12 protein-coding genes and 1 pseudogene are annotated in these 18,686 nt (G+C 73.1%); 5 read left to right on the top strand and 8 right to left on the bottom strand.

Going from position 1 to position 18,686, the window contains the following annotated elements; all coding sequences use genetic code 11:
• The first annotated feature begins 29 nt into the window (after positions 1 to 29).
• Both ACTWPW_RS26165 and ACTWPW_RS26160 read left to right on the top strand, forming a co-directional pair.
• Positions 30 to 1,124: a uroporphyrinogen decarboxylase family protein gene (locus tag ACTWPW_RS26165; protein WP_375114062.1), complete on the top strand. Its 1,095-nt coding sequence runs from the start codon at positions 30 to 32 to the stop codon at positions 1,122 to 1,124.
• 77 nt (positions 1,125 to 1,201) lie between these two features.
• Positions 1,202 to 2,035, top strand: coding sequence for an SAM-dependent methyltransferase (locus tag ACTWPW_RS26160; RefSeq protein ID WP_375114061.1), 834 nt, complete (start codon positions 1,202 to 1,204; stop codon positions 2,033 to 2,035).
• Here the strand turns inward: ACTWPW_RS26160 and ACTWPW_RS26155 are convergent.
• The 8 genes and pseudogenes from ACTWPW_RS26155 to ACTWPW_RS26120 all read right to left on the bottom strand — a co-directional run bounded on the left by ACTWPW_RS26155 (position 2,032) and on the right by ACTWPW_RS26120 (position 12,201).
• Positions 2,032 to 3,423 (bottom strand): GH1 family beta-glucosidase, encoded by a 1,392-nt coding sequence (locus ACTWPW_RS26155; protein WP_443170184.1) that lies wholly within the window; start codon positions 3,421 to 3,423, stop codon positions 2,032 to 2,034. The two genes, ACTWPW_RS26160 and ACTWPW_RS26155, sit on opposite strands and share 4 nt — an antisense overlap.
• Before the next feature lies 1 nt (position 3,424).
• A pseudogene (locus tag ACTWPW_RS26150) lies at positions 3,425 to 4,144 on the bottom strand (TIM-barrel domain-containing protein); the annotation flags it as partial.
• A 69-nt stretch (positions 4,145 to 4,213) separates the two neighbouring features.
• Positions 4,214 to 6,259, bottom strand: coding sequence for a beta-galactosidase (locus ACTWPW_RS26145; protein WP_443170183.1), 2,046 nt, complete (start codon positions 6,257 to 6,259; stop codon positions 4,214 to 4,216).
• A complete protein-coding gene (locus ACTWPW_RS26140; protein WP_443170182.1) occupies positions 6,256 to 7,281 on the bottom strand; it encodes a LacI family DNA-binding transcriptional regulator in 1,026 nt (341 codons plus the stop codon). Before ACTWPW_RS26140 ends, ACTWPW_RS26145 begins: the two co-directional genes overlap by 4 nt.
• A gap of 189 nt (positions 7,282 to 7,470) precedes the next feature.
• Positions 7,471 to 8,430: an arabinan endo-1,5-alpha-L-arabinosidase gene (locus tag ACTWPW_RS26135; protein ID WP_375114056.1), complete on the bottom strand. Its 960-nt coding sequence runs from the start codon at positions 8,428 to 8,430 to the stop codon at positions 7,471 to 7,473.
• A gap of 331 nt (positions 8,431 to 8,761) precedes the next feature.
• Complete coding sequence (locus ACTWPW_RS26130) at positions 8,762 to 9,643, bottom strand: LacI family DNA-binding transcriptional regulator (protein WP_443170181.1); 882 nt, start codon at positions 9,641 to 9,643, stop codon at positions 8,762 to 8,764.
• Positions 9,644 to 9,761: 118 nt separating this feature from the next.
• Complete coding sequence (locus ACTWPW_RS26125) at positions 9,762 to 10,220, bottom strand: hypothetical protein (protein WP_443170180.1); 459 nt, start codon at positions 10,218 to 10,220, stop codon at positions 9,762 to 9,764.
• A 73-nt stretch (positions 10,221 to 10,293) separates the two neighbouring features.
• Positions 10,294 to 12,201: an aldehyde ferredoxin oxidoreductase C-terminal domain-containing protein gene (locus tag ACTWPW_RS26120; RefSeq protein ID WP_443170179.1), complete on the bottom strand. Its 1,908-nt coding sequence runs from the start codon at positions 12,199 to 12,201 to the stop codon at positions 10,294 to 10,296.
• Between the two features lie 605 nt (positions 12,202 to 12,806).
• Here ACTWPW_RS26120 and ACTWPW_RS26115 point away from each other — a divergent pair.
• The 3 genes from ACTWPW_RS26115 (at position 12,807) to ACTWPW_RS26105 (ending at position 18,685) form a co-directional block, all read left to right on the top strand.
• The gene (locus tag ACTWPW_RS26115; protein WP_375114052.1) at positions 12,807 to 13,982 is read left to right on the top strand and encodes an ROK family transcriptional regulator; all 1,176 of its coding nucleotides are present in this window, start codon (positions 12,807 to 12,809) and stop codon (positions 13,980 to 13,982) included.
• A 139-nt stretch (positions 13,983 to 14,121) separates the two neighbouring features.
• The gene (locus ACTWPW_RS26110) at positions 14,122 to 15,294 is read left to right on the top strand and encodes a sugar phosphate isomerase/epimerase family protein (RefSeq protein WP_375114051.1); all 1,173 of its coding nucleotides are present in this window, start codon (positions 14,122 to 14,124) and stop codon (positions 15,292 to 15,294) included.
• A gap of 94 nt (positions 15,295 to 15,388) precedes the next feature.
• A complete protein-coding gene (locus ACTWPW_RS26105; protein WP_443170178.1) occupies positions 15,389 to 18,685 on the top strand; it encodes a PQQ-dependent sugar dehydrogenase in 3,297 nt (1,098 codons plus the stop codon).
• Position 18,686: the final 1 nt, after the last annotated feature.

The raw sequence follows: 18,686 nt of genomic DNA, 5'->3' as shown, positions 1-18,686 counted from the left end.
GGCCAGGACCGACGTGAGGGAGGGCCCCCGTGATCTCCTTGCCGCTGCTGCCGACGTCGCTGGTCGGCAGCTACGCCCAGCCCGAGTGGCTGATCGACCGTGCCAAGCTGGCCGGCCGGTTCCCGCCCCGCGTGCGGGCCAGGGAGTTGTGGCGGGTCCCGCCCGGCCTGCTGTCCCAGGCCCAGGACGACGCCACCGAGCTGGCGATCAGGGCGCAGGAGCGCGCCGGGCTGGACATCGTCACCGACGGGGAGATCCGGCGCGAGAGCTACTCCAACCACTTCGCCACCGCCCTGGAGGGCATCGACCTGGACAACCCGGGTACGGCGCTGGACCGCAGCGGCCATCCGAACCCGGTGCCGCGCATCTCCGGGCCCATCCGGCGGCCCCGCCCGGTCGAGGTGGACGACCTGAACTTCCTGCGCGCGCACACCGATCACGTGGTGAAGATGACGGTGCCGGGGCCGTTCACGATGAGCCAGCAGGCGCAGAACGACCACTACCCCGACGCCGAGGCCGCCGCCATGGACTACGCGGCGGCGGTCAACGCCGAGATCCGCGACCTGTTCGCCGCCGGGGCCGACATCGTGCAGATCGACGAGCCGTACATGCAGGCCCGGCCCGAGGCGGCGCGCGCCTACGGCCTGGCCGCGCTGAACGCCGCCCTCGACGGCGTCACCGGCATGACGGCGGTGCACATCTGCTTCGGCTACGCGGCGATCATCCACGAGCGGCCGGAGGCGTACTCGTTCCTGCCGGAGCTGGCCGGCTGCCCGGTCCGGCAGGTGTCGATCGAGACCGCGCAGTCGGGGCTGGACCTCGGAGTGCTGTCCGACCTGAAGGACAAGACGGTCATCCTCGGCGTGATCGACCTGTCCACGCCGGAGGTCGAGCCGGTCGAGGTGGTGGCGGACCGGGTGCGCCGGGCGTTCGAGCGGGTGCCGCCCGAGCGGATCGTCATCGCCACCGACTGCGGGATGAAGTATCTGCCCAGGGCGTCGGCCGAGGGCAAGATGCGGGCCATGGCCGGCGCGGCCCGCCTGCTGCGCCGTGAACTGGGCCGTGAACCGGGCCGTGAACCGGGCCGTGAACCGGGCCGCGAACTGGATCGCGACATTTCCTGATGATTTTCCCGCCCGTACGGGAAACTCGCAATTAGGATCATGGGCCTGACCCCCTGAAGCATCGCAAGGAGCCGACAGTGCCCGACAGCGAGCAGGAGAGCGCGCCCAGCGGGATCGACACCAGCAAGCCGAGCGTGGCCCGCGTCTACGACTACTTCCTCGGCGGCAAGGACAACTACGAGATCGATCGCCACGTGGCCACGGCGGCGCTGCAGATCGCGCCGGACGCGCCCGAGGCCGCCCAGTCCAACCGGCAGTTCCTGCGGCGCACGGTCCGCCACCTCGCCGCCGAGGCGGGTGTCCGGCAGTTCCTGGACATCGGCTCGGGCCTGCCCACGCAGGGCAACGTGCACGAGGTCGCCCAGTCCGCCGCCCCGGGCGCCCACGTCGTGTACGTCGACCACGACCCGATCGTCCTGGCCCACGGCCGCGCCCTGCTCGCCGTCGACGAGACCACCGCGATCGTCGACGCCGACGTCCGCGAGCCCGAGAAGATCCTCGACGACCCCAGGACGCGCGCCCTCATCGACTTCAGCGAGCCGGTCGGGCTGCTGATGTTCGCGATCCTGCACCACCTGTCGGACGAGGAGGACCCGGCGGGCCTCGTGACCCGGCTCCTGCGCCCGCTGGCCCCGGGCAGCCACGTGGTGATCTCGCACTTCCACAACCCCGGACAGGTTCACCCCGAGGTGTCGCAGCAGGCCTTCACCGCGGAGAAGCTCTTCAACGAGCACCTCGGCACCGGCCGGTGGCGCACCCACGAGGAGATCCTCGCCTATTTCGACGGGCTCGAACTGCTGGAGCCCGGTCTGGTGCCGCTGCCGGAGTGGCGTCCGGACCCCGGCGAGCACCAGGCCGAGCTGGGCATCACGTATCACACCTTCGTGGGAGGCGTGGGCCGCAAACCCTAGCCGGGGAGCTTGCCCGAAGCCACCACGTCCTTGTACCAGTGGGCGCTGTCCTTCCAGGTGCGCTCCATCGTCTCCCGGTTCACCCGGACGATGCCGAACCGCTTGGCGTAGCCGTGCGCCCACTCGAAGTTGTCCATCAGCGACCACACGAAGTAGCCCCGCACGTCCGCCCCGGCCGCGATCGCCTCGGTCACGGCCGTCAGGTGGCGGTGCAGGTAGTCGACGCGGTCCGCGTCGTGGACCAGCCCGTCGGGGGAGACCGGGTCGGGGAACGCGGCGCCGTTCTCGGTGATCATCGTCGGCAGGTCCGGGTAGTCGCGGTGCAGGCGCAGCAGCAGCTCGGTCAGGCCGGTCTCGTCGATGTTCCAGCCCATCTCGGTGTACGGCCCCGGCTGCTTGACGAACTCGATGTCCTCGCAGGCGATCCACGGGGAGACGGCCCCGTCCTGGTGCCCGTCGGCGGTCTCCCGCGGGGTCACGCCGTCCCACTGCCGCACCAGCGTCGGGTTGTAGTAGTTGACCCCGAGCACGTCCAGCGGCTGGCAGGCGGTGGCCTCGTCGCCGTCGCGCACGAACGACCAGTCGGTCACCGAGGCGGTGTCGGCGATCAGGTCACGCGGGTAGGCGCCCTCCAGCATCGGGCCGAGGAAGGCCCGGTTGGACAGGGCGTCCGCGCGCCGCACCGCGTCGGCGTCGCGCTCGGACACGCCGCGCACGTGGTGCAGGTTGAGCGTGACCGACATCTGCGCGTCCTTGGCGGCGGTCGTCCGCAGCGCCTGCACGGCCAGGCCGTGGCCCAGGTTGAGGTGGTGCACGGCGGCCAGGGCGGCGGCCGGGTCGGTCCTGGCCGGGGCGTGCACGCCGGAGGCGTAGCCCAGGTAGGCCGAGCACCACGGCTCGTTCAGGGTGATCCAGGTCCGGACGCGGTCGCCGAGCGCCCCGCCCATGAGCCGGGCGTACTCGGCGAAGCGCTCGGCGGTGTCGCGGTGCGGCCAGCCGCCCGCGTCCTCCAGCTCCTGCGGCAGGTCCCAGTGGTAGAGCGTGGCCACCGGGGCGATGTCCCTGGCCAGCAGGCCGTCCACCAGCCGCTGGTAGAAGTCCAGGCCCGGCGCGTTGACCGGGCCGCGGCCGCCCGGCTGCACGCGCGGCCAGGAGATGGAGAACCGGTAGGCGCCGACGCCCAGCCCGGCGAGGAGGTCGAGGTCTTCCTCCAGCCGGTGGTAGTGGTCGCAGGCCACGTCCCCGGTGTCGCCGTTGGCCACCAGGCCCGGCGTGTGGGAGAAGGTGTCCCAGATCGACGGGCCGCGCCCGTCCTCCGTGGCGGCGCCCTCTACCTGGTAGGCGGCGGTTGCGGTGCCCCACAGGAAGTTCTCGGGGAAGGCAGGCATGTCACTCCTTGGCACTGACGATGATCTCGATGTGGTCGGTCTCCGGAGCCGCGGCGGCGTTCGTCCCGGCGTGGCGCAGGTTCCAGGGGGCGGGCGTGCCCGCGAGGCGGCGGGCGCTCAGGCGGTCACCCTCGCGGGAGACCTCGAACACGGCCGCGGCGCCGCCGCCGAGCGCCGGCACGGGGGAGGGCACGGGGGAGGGCACGGGGGAGGGCACGGTGACCGTCCTGGCGGCGCCGTCGGGGCGCTCGTGGACGGCCTCGAACCCGCCGATGTCGTGGCTCCAGAACCCGAACCCGGCCAGCCCCGGCGACAGCCCGCCCCGCAGCGACTCGGCCATCGCCTCGAACGTCGACTCGCAGTCGCCGCCCCAGCGCACCGGCAGCCGCTGCCCGCCGGTCGTGGCCGAGCGCGCGAACAGCACGACCTCGCCCGGCCCGCGCCGCTCGGCCGGCACGTCGTGCACGGTCTGGTTGTAGAGCCGGCTGTAGTAGTTGTGCATCCGCTCGGGGTCGGAGCCGTCGGCGTAGCCGACGTCGGTCGGGATGCGCTCGCCGAAGTCGGTCTTGAACGCGTCCACCCCCATGTCGAGCAGCCCTCGCAGCTTGCCCGCGTACCATTCGCGGGCCGCGGGCGAGGTGAAGTCCACCAGCGCCCGCCCGGCCTGCCAGCGATCATCCTGCCAGACCGTGCCGTCCGCTCTGCGCAGCAGGTGCCCGGCCGCGGACGCATCCGCCGGTAGCCGTCTTTGACCTTCATGCCAGTCCGTTCTCGGGGTGAGGTCGGGGGTTCAGGGACGCAGGGCGGCGACCGCTCGGGGCGCCAGCGTGACGTGGCCCTCCGCGGGGGAGCCGGTCAGCAGGTCCTCGGCGGCGTGCGGGATCGGCACGCGTACGGTGGCGCCGCCGTGGTTGAGCAGGAACAGCACCTCGCCGCGGCGGACCGCCTCGACACCCTCCGGCAGCCCGGGGATCAGGCCGCTCACGCCGGCGTCGGCCAGCACCCGGCCGGCCAGCGCGCCGAGTGCGGCCGGCTCGGGCATCGTGGCCACGTACCAGGCGACGCCCGCGCTCGCGCGGTGCCGCGTCACGGCGGGCCGCCCGTCCAGGTCGCCCCCCGCGAACTCGGCCACCACCTCGGCGCCCTCGGCGGTGAGCAGCTCGGTCCAGGTGCGCGCCGCGAACTCCGCCCCGTCCTCCGCCCCGTTCTCCGGGCCGCCGGTCCAGCGGCAGCGCACGGGCGGGTCCTCGGGGGCGGGCAGCCACTCCTCGCCGGAGGCGCCCAGCACCTCCCGCAGCGGCGCGGGGAACCGCCCGGTACGCACCTGCGCCCGCGGGTCCACCACCCCGGAGAACGGCCCGACCACCAGCACGCCGCCACCGCGCACGTACGCGGTCAGCCCGGCCGCGTCCTCGTCGCTGACCAGGAACAGGTTCGGCGCCACGACCAGCGCGTACGCCGACAGGTCGGCGGCGGGCGGCACCACGTCCACGCTCACCCCGCGCTCGAAGAACGGCACGTAGTAGCTCAGCAGCTGGTCCACGGCGTTGAGCCGGTCACTGGGCCGGCCCCGCTCCTCCAGCGCCCACCAGCTCTCCCAGCCGAACACCATCGCCACCCGCGCCGGCACCGGCTCGCCCGCCAGGTCCGCCAGCTTCCGCAGCTCCTGCCCGTGCGCGCGCACCGCCGCGTGCAGCCGCGTATCCGCGCCGGCGTGCGGCACCATCGCGGCGTGGAAGCGCTCGGCGCCGAACCGGGAGGCCCGCCACTGGAAGTAGCACAGCCCGTCGGCGCCGCGCGCCAGCGCCTGCAGCGACTCCAGCCGGAACTGGCCGGGCGGCTTGGGCAGGTTGTGCGGGCGCCAGTTGACGGCGCTCGTGGACTGCTCCATCAGCAGCCACGGCCGGCCCCCGGCCAGGCCGCGCATGAGGTCGTGGGTGAGCGCCGTCCTGGCCGGGGCGAGCGGGTCGCCCGGCTCCGGGTACCAGTCGTTGGCGACCACGTCCTCCTCGGCGGCGACCGACCAGTAGTCCACCCGCTTGAACAAGCCCATGAAGTTCGTGGTGACCGGCGTGCCCGGAGTGCGCGCCCGCAGGACGTCCCGCTCGGCGCGGAAGTGGTCGAGCAGCGCGTCGGAGCAGAAGCGCCACCAGTCGAGGCGCTGGGAGGGGTTGATGAGGTACGGGGCGCGGCGCGGCGGCACCACCTCGGCCCAGTCGCCGTACCCCTGGCTCCAGAACGTCGTGCCCCACGCCTCGTTGAGCGTGCCGAGGTCGCCGTACCGCTCCCGCAGCCAGGCGCGGAACGCCGCGGCCGAGACGTCGCAGTGGCAGACCTCGCCCAGCTCGTTGCCCACGTGCCACAGGGCCAGCGCCGGGTGGCCGGCGTACCGGTCGGCCAGGGCGGTCACGATCTCCAGCGCCCGCTCCCGGTAGACGGGGGAGGAGGGGCAGAACTGGTTGCGCGAGCCGTACCAGAGCCGGTGCCCGCCCTCGTCCACCGGCAGCGTCTCCGGCCACCGGTGCCCCAGCCACGGCGGCGGCGAGGCCGTCGGCGTCGCCAGGTCCACCGCGATCCCGTGCTCGGCCATCAGGTCGAGCACCCGGTCGAGCCAGCCGAAGTCCCGCCTGCCCGGCTCCGGCTCCAGCCGCGCCCAGCTGAACACGCCGACCGTGACCAGGTTGACCCCGGCGGCCCGCATCAGCCGGGCGTCCTCCGCCCAGACCTCCTCCGGCCACTGCTCCGGGTTGTAGTCCCCGCCGAACAACAGCCCGCGGCCCTCGGTGAGCGTGTGCATCCCCAGCTCCGACGACGTGACTCCCGCACCGGGCTTCATGACGTGACTCCCTCACGTGGCGGCGCGGAGCTGTCCCCGACCACCAGACGGCAGGGCACGAGCCGCTGCCGCGGCGGCGCGTTCCCCTGCAAGCGGTCGATGAGCATCCGCGCGCCGAGCCGCCCCAGCTCGGTGCTGGGCGGCTCCAGCGTCGTGAGCCGGGGGTGGAACATCTCGGCGACCCGGGCCGACGACAGCACCAGCATCAGCGTCAGGTCGCCGGGAATGCGCCAGCCGCGCCGCGCCACGGCCGCGATCACGCCGACCGCCGCGTGGTCGTCCATCACCGCCAGAGCGGTCACGTCGGGGTGCCCGGCCAGCAGCCGGTCGAACGCCTCGGCGCCCTCCTCGGGGGAGCCGGGGTGGAAGTCGTCCACGTACGCGATGCCGGCCTGCCGCGCGGCGGCGGCGAACTCCGCGCCGGCCCGGATCGCGGGGCCGTACCCGGCCGCGTACACGTCGGCGGAGAGGTTGAAGAAGGCCAGCTTGCGATGCCCGAGCCCGGCCACGTGCGCCACGGCGTCCCGGGCCGTCGCGGCGAAGTCGATGTCGGCGTGGTCGATCGGCCCCGGGTCGCGGGTGCGCCCGATCATGCCGAACGGCACCCCGGCCGCCGCCAGGAACTCCGCGCGCTCGTCGTCGAGCCGCACCTCTATCAGCAGCACGCCGTCCACCAGCCCCAGGCCGGTCAGGTGGCGCAGCTCCTCGATCGGGTCGGCGTTCTCGGGGGAGAGCAGCAGGTGGTAGCCCAGCTCGCGGGCCGCCTCGGCGGCGCCGGTGGCGAACTGCATCTCGGTCGGGCCGAAACCGCCGCGCGGGGCCGGGAACAGCAGGGCCAGGATGCGGGTGCGCTTGCTCTGCAGGCCGCGGGCCAGCAGGTTAGGGCGGTACCCGAGCTCTTCGGCGGCCCGCTCGACGCGCCGCCTGGTCGCCGCCGCCACTGGACGGGTGCCGTTGAGCGCCGCGGACGCGGTGCTGACCGCGACCTGGGCGCGCTCGGCCACGTCACGCAGCGAGGTCATGGAGCGAGGCCATGGAGCGAGGTCATGGAGGGCTCCGGGGACGGACCGATACGGGAGTCGAAACGTTTCGCACAACGCTAAAGTCCGGTTTGTGGGGATGTCAATGATTTGTATTTGGATGCCCGAAAAGGAAGCCCTCAGGGCAGCCGCCGGCCCGGGCGGTCGGAGCCTGCCCGGGCCGGCGTCCCCCTAGTACACGTACGGCCAGCCGGCCGAGTCCCAGCCGATGAGGTTGATCCCCAGCTTGGGCGTGCCGTTGTCGGCTCCGTCGTAGTAGTGGTAGACGAGCAGGTCGCCGTCCACGTCGGACATGACGCTCTGGCCGCCGGGCCCGATGTAGCGGCCGTGGGTCTCCAGGACCGTCGTGCCGCCGCCGCTCAGCATGGACCTGCCCGAGCGGTCCACGTACGGGCCGGTGGGGCTGGTGGAGCGGCCGACCTTGATCTTGTACGTGCTGCTCGTCCCCGCGCAGCACCGGTCGTAGGAGGCGAACAGGTAGTAGTGACTGCCGTGCCTGACGATGTCGGGCGCCTCGACGGCGTAGGGGGCGTCGGGCCGGGTGGCCAGGTGGTGCAGCGTCCGGTCGGTGGAGTGGCGCCTGCCGGTCGAGGGGTCGAGCCGGATCATGCGGATGCCGGTCCAGTAGGAGCCGAAGCTCAGCCACCACCGTCCCGAGGAGTCGACCAGCAGGTTCGGGTCGATGGCGTTGTGGTCGTCGCCGGTCGTGGTCGCGTGGACGACGCCCTGATCGCTCCACGTGCCTGGCTGGCCGGTGGGGCTGGTGGCCAGGCCGATGGCGGAGTTGTTGGAGCCGAAGCTGGAGACCGCGTAGTACATCAGGTATCTCCCGCCCTGCTGGGAGATGTCCGGCGCCCACGGGTCGTTGCCCGGCGAGTACGTCCGCCACCACGACGGCGGGGTGCGGAAGGCCGATCCCGCCCGGGTGAAGTCGACCCGGTCGGTGGAGGTGCGGGCCTCCAGGTAGCCGTGGGTGGAGTAGAGCACGTAGCCGGACGACGTGCGGATCATCGTGGGGTCGTGCACGACGACGTCCCCGGTGACCCGGCCGGGAGCGGGGTAGGCGAGCGCGGCGCCCAGGAGCGGGAGCGCGGTCGCGGCGGCGATGACGAGACGGGACAGGCGGCGCAAGGGTCCTCCTCGGCATGGGGGTATGCCGGTTCGCCTGCCGGGGACGCTGCGCCGGTGCGTCGGCCCGCACTTTAGGCGCGGCCTTTCGCGGCCGTCAACCGGCTGTGAAACTTACATCGCCGCCTGTCCTCGGCTGAGCTGCGGCTACCCCGGGCCACTTGGGGCGACCTTGACAGGCCCTGTCAGAGTTCGTAGGTTCGGGCCGCTTTCAACCGGTGATGTTAACGCTAACATCGCCGCCTGCCCGGGACGCTGCGCCGCGTCACCGTCCGGCCGGACCGCTCGTGTCCGGCCGGTTCCCGCCATGGCAGGAGTCAGCTCATGACCGGACTCATCGGTTCGGGGGAGCGGTCGAGCGGCGCTGGATCAGCTCGATCGGGCCGGCCAGCACCTCGGCCACCGTGTCGTCGGGCTTCAGGCTGCCCAGCAGCGTCACGCCCCGCCGGCCCAGCTCCGCCAGCGGCATCCACACCGTGGTCAGCGCCGGGTAGAGGTAGCTGGCCAGGTCGAGGTCGTGCACGGCGACGATCGAGACGTCCCGGGGGATCTCCATCCCGGCCGCGCGCACCCCCTCCATCGCCCCGATGGCCGAGGCCACGTTCGCCACGAACACCGCCGTCGGCGGCTCGGGGACGGCCAGCAGCCGGGCCATGGCCGCCGCCCCGCCCGCCGGGGTGGTGTCGGCCGCCACGATCGGGCCCTCGGGCAGGCCCGCGTCGCGCATCGCCGCCGAGTAGTCGGCCGACCTGCGGGCGGCCGTGTCGGCGCGCGACAGGCCGGCCAGGTGGGCGATGCGGCGGTGGCCGAGGCGTACGAGGTGCTCGACCGCGAGCGCGGCGGCCCGCTGGTCGTCGAGGACGACGTACCGCTTGACACCCCTGCTGCGGTTGTTGAGCATCAGCCACGGGATGGCCGCCTGGTCGAGCTGCGCGGTGAGCCCCGACTCGTCGCCGGCCCCGGCCAGCAGCAGCCCGTCGATGCGGCCCTGCCCGATCCGGTCCATGTACTCGCCCAGCCCGGCGCCCGTCGCGCTGCCGGTGACCAGCACGTATCCCTGCGCGGCCGCCTCCGCCTCCGCGCCCTTGATGATCTCGGCGTAGACCGGGTTGGCGAAGTCGGGGATGAACAATCCGAACATGTGCGCCCGCGAGGTGCGCAGGCTGCGCGCGGCGACGTTGGGCCGGTAGCCCAGCGCCTCGATCGCGGCCAGCACCCGCTCCCGCGTCTCCGGCCGGATGTTGAGCGTGGGGTCCTTGTTGACGACGCGGAGACGACGGCCCGATCCACCTTCGCGATGGCCGCCACGTCGGCGAGCGTGACCCGGGTGCGCTTCATGAGGACGATCCTGGCCGCCGGCTCTCGCCGCTGTCCATCGAGCGGTAGAGCGCGTCGAGCAGGCGCAGCGTGCCGAGGTTGTCGGCGCCGGAGGTCTCCGGCTCGCCGCCCTCGGCGATCGCCCGCAGCAGCGACCCCATCGGCCCGGCCACCGCGTCGGGCAGCCAGCGCCGGGTCACCGGGTACGGCAGCCAGCCGTCCGTCGGCAGTGCCCGGCTGTTGACCTCCAGGGTGTCGGGGCGGCCGTGCGGATAGTCGTACAGCAGGCCGAGCGTGCCCTTGATCGCGCCCTCGGTCCCGTCGATGCGGAAGGACGCCTCTCCGTCGCCGGCGCGGTTCTCATGCGTGGCGTGCACCAGAGCGCGTACCTCGCCCGGGTAGACCAGCGTGCTCATCGTGCGCGTCTCGCCCTTGGCGACCTGGCCGGGCGTGCGGCTGCCGGTGCAGAAGACCACCTCGGGGTGGCAAGGGGCTCACAAACCGAACAAGAGTGAGGTCAATCGTTTTTATTCGGAAATTTCCCCACCTTTAACGGCTCCTCCAGCCGAGCTCCTCGTAGAACGCCGCCCGGGCCCGCCCGAAGGCGTCCCGGTCGAGCACGGCCCCCTTGTACCGCCCGTCGGTGATCGGCTCGTCGTGCAGCCGCGCCGGCAACTCCTCGTCGAGCGGGCCCGGCCACCCGCCCGGCGCGCCTGCGGCCGGGTGCGGGGAGGTCGTGTGGGGGGCGGGCTCGGGGGCGGCCGCGGGCTCAGGGGTGGTCTCGCGCAGGGCGTACGCGCGCATCCCGTCCAGCCGCGCCTGGCCCGCCGCCAGCAGGTCCTCCCGCGTGAACTCCGTGCCGAGCACGGCCGTGACCAGGGCGGTCAGGTGGTCGATGGTCAGCGGTCTGGTGGGGGAGGAGGCGAACACGCACAGGTTGAGCGCGTCCAGCCCGCTCCACAGCCGCAGCAGCCGGGCGCTGCGCCGCCCCCGCTCCTCGTCCAGCACCCCGGCCGGGGCGGGCTCGGCACCGACCCGGGCGGCCTCGGGGAAGCTGTACGCCAGCCCGGCGACCGGGTCGAAGTCGAGGTCGTGCTCCAGGGCGTCGTAGCGCGGGCCGCCGGGGGCCAGCGCGTACCCGAGGCCGATGCCCGGCTGCGGGCGCGGGTCGAAGCACGGCAGCTCGGCGCCCTTGACCGTCATCGCGTACGCCTCCGCCCCCGGCCCTAGGCACCGCGCCGCCCGCGCCGACCCCTCGGCGAGCAGGTCGCCCAGGGCCCCGGACCGCGCGGCCACGTCCTCGATCAGCGTGGCCAGCGCCGCCGCGTCACCGAAGGCGGGACCGCCGGGCAGCAGGCCGTGCCCGGCGCACTCCATGGCGAAGGCGAGCGTCCCGCCGAGGGAGACGGGGTCGAGGCCGAGGTCGTTGCAGCGGGCGTTGGCGTCCAGGACGGTGTCGAGGTCGTCGATGCCGAGGTTCCACCCGAGCGACAGGAACGCCTCCTGCCCCAGCCCACCGGCCCGCCGCTCCCCGGCGGCCTCCGCGCGCCCGCCGGGTCGCCGTCCGGCGGGGGGAAGCGGTGAGGCGTACACCTTCAGGCAGTCGTTCGGGCAGCCCGGGCAGGCGCCGGTGGTCGAGACCGCGCGGCCGTCGTAGTCGCGGGCGGCCGGGACCCGCAGCCCCGGCGCGCCCGGTACGGAGAAGTTGCGGACCGAGGCGTAGCCCGGATCGAGCGGATCGCCCGCCCAGCCCGCGAACCCGGGCAGCCCCGCCTGGAGCGCCGCCAGCGGGTTCGTGGCCATGGACGCCCGGTAGTAGGCGGCCAGCCCGGCGAGCGCCTCGGGATCCGCCACCTCGGCCGGCGCGTCGCCGTGGCACACGATGGCCTTGAGGTTCTTGGCGCCGAAGACCGCGCCCAGGCCGTACCGCCCGGCGGCGTAGGCGTAGTCGGTCACCACGCTCGCGTACCGGACGAGGTTCTCCCCGGCCGGCCCGATCGCCGCCACGTGCGCGCTCTCACCGTGCCGGGCCCGCAGCGCGTCGGTCGTGGCGGCGGTGCCGAGCCCGCGCAGGTCGCCCGCGTCGTGCACCGTCACCTCCCCGCCCGCCACCAGCAGGTACGACAGCCGCTCCGCCCGCCCGAGCACGGCCAGCGCCTTCGCCCCGGCCCCCCGCATCCCGGCCGCGAACGGGCCCAGCGCGTGCGCCTCCCCGGCCACCCCGGTCAGCGGCGACTTGGCCAGGAACACCGCCTTGGCCAGCCCGGGCGCCGCCGTCCCGCCCAGCATCCCGGCGGCCACGTAGAGCAGCGCCCGCGGATCGTACGGATCCAGCCCCGGAACGGTCCGCTCGCCCATCAACCGCAGCCCGAGAACGGACCCGCCATAGTGCCCCTTCTCCGAAGATCGGTGTTCCTTCTCCACGTTCCCGCTGGTCAAGTCCACAATGAACGGCATGACAAAGCCTCCTAGAGCCGGCGAGGGGACCAGGAGCGGCACCACATCACACACCACCCGGCCCACGCAACCCTGAGGAGGCTCCGGTGGGCTCCTTCCGGCGGGGGCGCCGACCGCTCGATGAACGTGGCCGCGGGCCGGGGACGGCTCGATGCCGGTCCGCCGGCGGGCGGGCACGACCGGGCACCCTGCGGCGGGAGGGCAGCCGGCCCGTGCGGCCGTGGTGAAGGTGCTGAGCATCGCCGCATTTCGGGCGGCGTAAATGAATGGCGTGCACGGATCCGGCCCGGGTGGCATTTCCCTGGGCCCGCGTCTCGGCGCGACGGCGGGTGTGGACCGGGCCGGATCCTTGGAGGCGGAGGAGGACGCTGGAGAGGGATCAGGGGTGCGGCGCGCGAGGGTGCGGGGCGGGCCGGAGGTTCGGTGAGCGCGTCGGGTACCACCTCCGGGTTCGCGCCCGTCCGGCGCGGAGAGCTCGGAAATCGCCGGACTTGCCCGGAAATTTCGCCCGAGCACCGCATATGTCCGGCATATTTCGGGACGATAGATCCGACTTTTAATTCTTGTCAACATAAGTCGGTCGATCTCCGAAGTAAGGTAGATCCATGCCAAGCGATTCCAGCGGCCAGAGCGCCGGGGCGGGGGCGCTGCTGGCGATCCTCCGGGATGGGCAGGCCCGCACCCGAGGGGAGCTGGCCCGGCTCACCGGGTTGTCCAGGTCCACCGTCTCCCAGCGGCTGGACGGCCTGATCGGCCAGCGCTGGGTCGTGGCCGGCGAGGGCTCGATCTCCTCCGGGGGACGGCCGGCCGCGGTGTTCGCGTTCAACGGCGCCGCGCGTGTCGTGCTCGCCGCCGACCTGGGCGCCACCCACGCCCGCCTGGCCGTCCTCGACCTCGGCCTCAACGTGCTGGCCGAGCGGGCCGCCGAGCTGCTCGTCGACCGCGGGCCGGAGCGCACGCTGGGGGAGGTGGTCGCCGGTTTCCGGGAGCTGCTGGCCGCGACCGGACACGACCTCACGCAGGTGTGCGGGGTCGGGGTCGGCCTGCCAGGGCCGGTCGAGCACGGCTCGGGACGGCCGGTGAACCCGCCGATCATGCCGGGCTGGGACGGCTTCCCCGTGCCCGGCTGGCTCCAGGCGCGGCTGGAGGCCCCCGTGCTGGTGGACAACGACGTGAACGTCATGGCGCTGGGCGAGCACTGGGCCGCCGGACCGGCCGTCGACCACCTGATCTTCATCAAGATCGGCACCGGCATCGGCTGCGGCATCATCTCCGGCGGCCGCCTGCACCGGGGCGCGCAGGGCGCGGCCGGGGACGTCGGCCACATCCGGGTCCCCGCCTCGGAGGCGCCGTGCCGGTGCGGCAACGCCGGCTGCCTGGAGGCCGTCGCCGGGGGCGCCTCGATGGCCGCCGTGCTGCGTGCCGCCGGGATCGAGGCGCGCGGCAGCAGGGACGTGGTCGCGCTGATGCGCGCGGGCGACCTGCACGCCACCCGGCTGGTCAGGCAGGCCGGCCGCGAGGTCGGCGCGGTGATGGCCTCCATCGTGAACTTCTTCAACCCCTCCGTCATCGTGATCGGCGGGGACGTGGCCGAGGCCGGCGAGCAGGTGCTCGCGGGCGTGCGCGAGACGATCTACAGCCGGTCGCTTCCGCTGGCCACGCAGCACCTCGGCATCCGGGCCAGCGAGCTGGGCGACCGGGCCGGGGTCGTCGGCGCCGGCGTGATGGTGGTCGAGCACGTGCTCGCCCCGGACGCCATCGACCGGATCGTCGCCAGATGAGCGTCATTGACCGGATCACCGCGGCGTAGTAACAATGGTGATCGTCTCGAGCTCCAGGGCGGTGGCATGCCCGGGGGACGGGCACAGATCCGCCGCGACGTGGTCGGCGCACGCGTCCCTCAAGGAAGGGAACCCTCGCGTGAGCCATCACCGTGCCCCAGAAGAGCCGACTCCCGACGATCAGGTCCATGAGGAGCGGGAGCGGGCCGAGACGCTCCGCCGCCGGCTCGGGCTGAGCCGCCGCGGGCTGCTCGCCGCCACCACGGGCCTGGCCGCCGCGGCCGCCATCCCGTTCGTCCAGCCCACAGCGGCCGCCGCCCAGACCGCCGGTACGGGATCGAGGCGAGTGCTCGTTCCGCCGGGCAAGCGCGGCATCATCCTCTACACCGTCCGCGACGCGATCTCCCGCGACCCGCTGGCCACCACCCTCCCCTCGGGCTTCCGCCGCGTGCTGGAGGCGCTGTCGGCCATCGGGTTCAGGCAGGTCGAGTTCGCCGGTTACCGCCAGCACGCCAACTCCGAGGGCGGGGCCAACCTGGAGAGCGTCGAGGGCGCCCGGCTGCTGCGGAGCTGGCTGGACGACAACGGGCTGCAGGCCGAGGGCAACCACGGCTTCATCCCGGGCTCGTGGCCGCTGACGCAGGCCGACCTCGACCGGTTCAAGCAGACGCTGGAGATCGCGAACATCCTCGGCCTGGGCCACGTCGGCACCGGCTCCGACCCGACCGGGAGCGCGTACAAGGCCGACTGGGACGTCGCGGCGGAGAAGTGGAACGAGCTCGGCTCGATCGCCTGCCAGGCCGGGATCAAGCTCTACACGCACAACCACGACGCGGCCTACGCGTTCCTGCTCGACAGCGGACCCCTCGACGAGCAGGGCCGGCCGACGCGCTCGTCCGGCATCCGCAAGCTGGAGTACTTCTTCACGATCAGCGACCCCGGGCGGGTCTACTTCGAGATGGACATCTTCTGGGCGCACGTGGCCCAGTTCAAGCACCGCACGTACACCGCGCCCGACGGGTCGGTCCAGACCGACGTCTTCGACCCGCTCGCCACCGTGCGGGCCCAGGAGAAGCGCTTCCCGCTGTTCCACGCCAAGGACGGCGCGTCCAACCCGGCCGTCCCGAACGGCTACGACATGGTGCCGTTCGGCACCGGCCACATCGACTACCGCCGCTTCTTCTCCAAGCTGCGGTCCCCCGGCTACCACAACCCGATGTACGAGCAGGACAACGCGCCCGGCACCGACCCGGCCCAGTCGCTGCGGTTCGCCGAGCTGAGCTACCGGAACATGGCCGCATTACGCGGCTGACGTAGACCGGACCGCCACGGGATCCCCCGCCGTTGCAGCGGCGGGCGTGGCGGCCCGGGTTCGTGACACTCCTCGTCCTAGGAGCGGCATCACCATGCAGCGTACCCTCGCGGTGCTCGGCGGCCTCGTGCTGACCGTCGCCACGCTGGCCTTACCGGCCCGAGCGCACGACCCGGCCACCGAGTGGTCGAGCTACGAGAAGATCACCCTGACCAAGAACGTGGGCGAGCCGATCGACCTGGCCGTCCTGCCCGACCGGCGGGTCCTGCACACCGCCCGCAACGGCGACATCCGCCTGACCGACCCCGCCACCGGCGTCACGAAGGTCGTCAACACGATCCCGGTCTACGCCAACTCCGAGGACGGTCTGCAGACGATCGCCCTCGACCCGGCCTTCGACGACAACAAGTGGGTCTACGTCTTCTACGCGCCCAAGACGATGTCGGCGCCGTACCCGGAGACCACGCCCACCGGGTCGGCGCCCAACACGCTGCCCGCCGGAGCCGACGAGACGTACTGGAACCAGTGGAAGGGCTACAACCAGCTGTCCCGCTTCAAGTGGACGGGCAGCGCGCTGGACCTGTCCACCGAGCAGGTCATCATCAAGGTCGAGGTGCAGCGCGGCCAGTGCTGCCACGTCGCCGGTGACGTCGACTGGGACGCCGACGGCAACCTCTACCTCGCCACCGGCGACAACACCCCCGCCGGCACGCCCGGCGCCAACGGGATGGCGCCCAACAACGACGCCCCCGGCATGAACCCCGGCCTCGACTCCCGGCGCGGCGCGGGCAACAGCAACGACCTGCGCGGCAAGATCCTGCGGATCAAGGTGGCCGCGGACGGGACGTACACCGTCCCGGAGGGCAACCTGTTCGCGCCGGGGACGGCGGGCACCCGGCCGGAGATCTTCGTGACCGGCGTGCGCAACCCGTTCCGCATGGACGTGGACGCCGAGACCGGCACCCTGTCCTGGGCCGACTACGGCCCCGACGCCGGGACCGCCGACCCCAACCGGGGCCCGCTCGGCTACGTCGAGTGGAACATCACCCCGATCGACAAGCCCATGAACAGCGGCTGGCCGTACTGCACGGGCAACAACTTCAACTACAACGACTGGGACTTCGCGACCGCGCAGCCGGGGCCGTGGTTCGACTGCGCGGCCGGGCCGCGCAACACCTCCCGCTGGAACACCGGTCTCGACCAGCTCCCGCCCGCCGTGCCCGCCGACCTGTACTACGGCGACAACAACACCCACCAGCCGGCCGAGTGGGCCGGGCTCGTCGACTTCGACCCGCAGGGCGGGCAGGGGCCGATGGGCGGGCCGGTCTACCACTACGACCCGGACAACCCGGCGCCCGGCAAGCTGCCCGAGTACTGGGACGGCAAGGCGTTCTTCGCCGAGTTCTCCCAGGACTACCTGGCCGCGTTCACCTTCACGGGCGCCGACGGCCCCGTCACGAAGATCGAGCACTTCCTGCCCAACAGCGCGCTGCGCACCGCCGCCCAGCCCATCACCGACAGCCCGATGGACATCGAGTTCGGCCCGGACGGCTCCCTGTACGTGCTGGACTACGGTGACGGGTTCTTCCGCGCCAACCCCGACGCCGGCCTCTACCGCATCGACTACACCCCGGCCAACAAGACGCCCCAGGCCCGGATCACCGTGGACAAGACGTCGAGCAGCACCGCGCCGCTCACGGTCGCCTTCGACGCCACCTCCTCGCGGGACACCGAACCGGGCGCCCTGACGTACGAGTGGGACTTCGACGGCGACGGCACCTTCGACGGGACCGGCGCCACGGTCACCCACACCTACACCGAGCTGGGCCAGTACGCGGCCCGGCTGCGCGTCACCGACTCCGGCGGGCGGGCCGGGCTCACCTCCGTCGAGATCACCGTGGGCAACACCGCGCCCGTGGTGACCGTCCAGACGCCACCCGACGGCGGGTTCTTCGACTGGGGGAACGCGCTGCCGTACCGGATCGGGGTGACCGACGCCGAGGACGGCGACAACCCGGTGTGCTCGCGGGTGCAGTGGACGTTCGGCCTGGGCCACGACACGCACGCGCACCCGGAGACCACCGGCACGGGCTGCGCCGGCGCCTGGCCGACCCCGGCGAGCGCGCCCGAGCACGGCGAGACGGAGAACATCTACGGCGTGGTCGTCGTGAGCTACCGCGACAACGGCGCCGGCAACATCCCCGGCGCGCTCGGCGAGGACACGCTCACCCTCAACCCGAAGCTGGCGCAGGCCGAGCACGCCGACGAGAGCAGCGGCGTCACGGAGACCCCGGACGACACCGCCTCGGCCAAGGCGAAGGTCACCTCGTTCGACCCCGGTGACTGGATCGCCTACGACCCCGTCCACTTCGCCGGGATCACCGGCGTGCGCACCACGGCCTCCGGCGCCGGCACGCTCTCCCTGAGGTGGAAGTCGCCGACGGCCGAGCCGTTCGCCACCGTGACGATCCCCGCCGGGGACGGCTGGCAGACGGTCACCACCGCGCTGGAGGGGCTGCCCGAGGGCACCGGCCGGCTGTACGTCACCTCCTCCGGCGGCGTGGAGCTGGACGCGTTCACCTTCCAGGGCAGTGGCGTGGCCGACACCACCCCGCCGGTCGTCACCGCCGCCCTCGCCCCGGCCCAGCCGGACGGCAAGGACGGCTGGTACACCGGCAACGTCACGCTCACCGTCACCGCCACCGACAACGGCACGGTCGCCGGACGTCAGTACTCCCTCGACGGCACCACCTGGGCGAACGCCAACAACCCGGTCACCCTGAGCACCGAGGGCGCCAAGGAGGTCCGCTTCCGGGCCACCGACAACGGCGGCAACGTCTCACCGGCCGGCACGCTCACCGTCAAGATCGACAAGTCGAACCCGGTCCTGTCGATGACAGGAGTGGAGGCCAAGCCGTACGGCGACTCGGCGACGGTCACCCCCGTCCTGACGGCGACCGACGCGGTGTCGGGCGTGGCCGGGGTCACCGCCGAGATCGACGGCAAGGCCGTCGCGCCCGGGAAGCCGGTGCCGCTCTGGACGCTGCCGCTCGGCGAGCACCAGCTCACCGGCACCGCGACCGACCGGGCGGGCCGGACGGCCACCGCGACCGTGACGTTCCAGACCACCACCTCCTACGCCGACGTGCGGGCGCTGATCTCGCGGTTCCGGCAGTCTGGGGCGGTGACCGGGAAGGCCGCGTACGAGCTGCTGGAGCAGCTCGAACAGGCCGAGCGGCACGAGAAGAAGGGCAGGCGGGCGCTGGCCGTCTCGGCGCTCGAGCGGTTCGTGAAGATCGCCGAGCAGCGCGGGAACGTGCGGGACGCGGCGGCGCGGGCCGCGCTCGTACGCGATGCCAAGGCCCTTATCGAACGGCTGCGCACGGCGTAGC

Origin of the sequence: Nonomuraea sp. KM90 (assembly GCF_052246675.1) — a bacterium.
Lineage (GTDB): Bacteria > Actinomycetota > Actinomycetes > Streptosporangiales > Streptosporangiaceae > Nonomuraea.
This window is presented reverse-complemented; position numbering and strand designations above follow the sequence as displayed.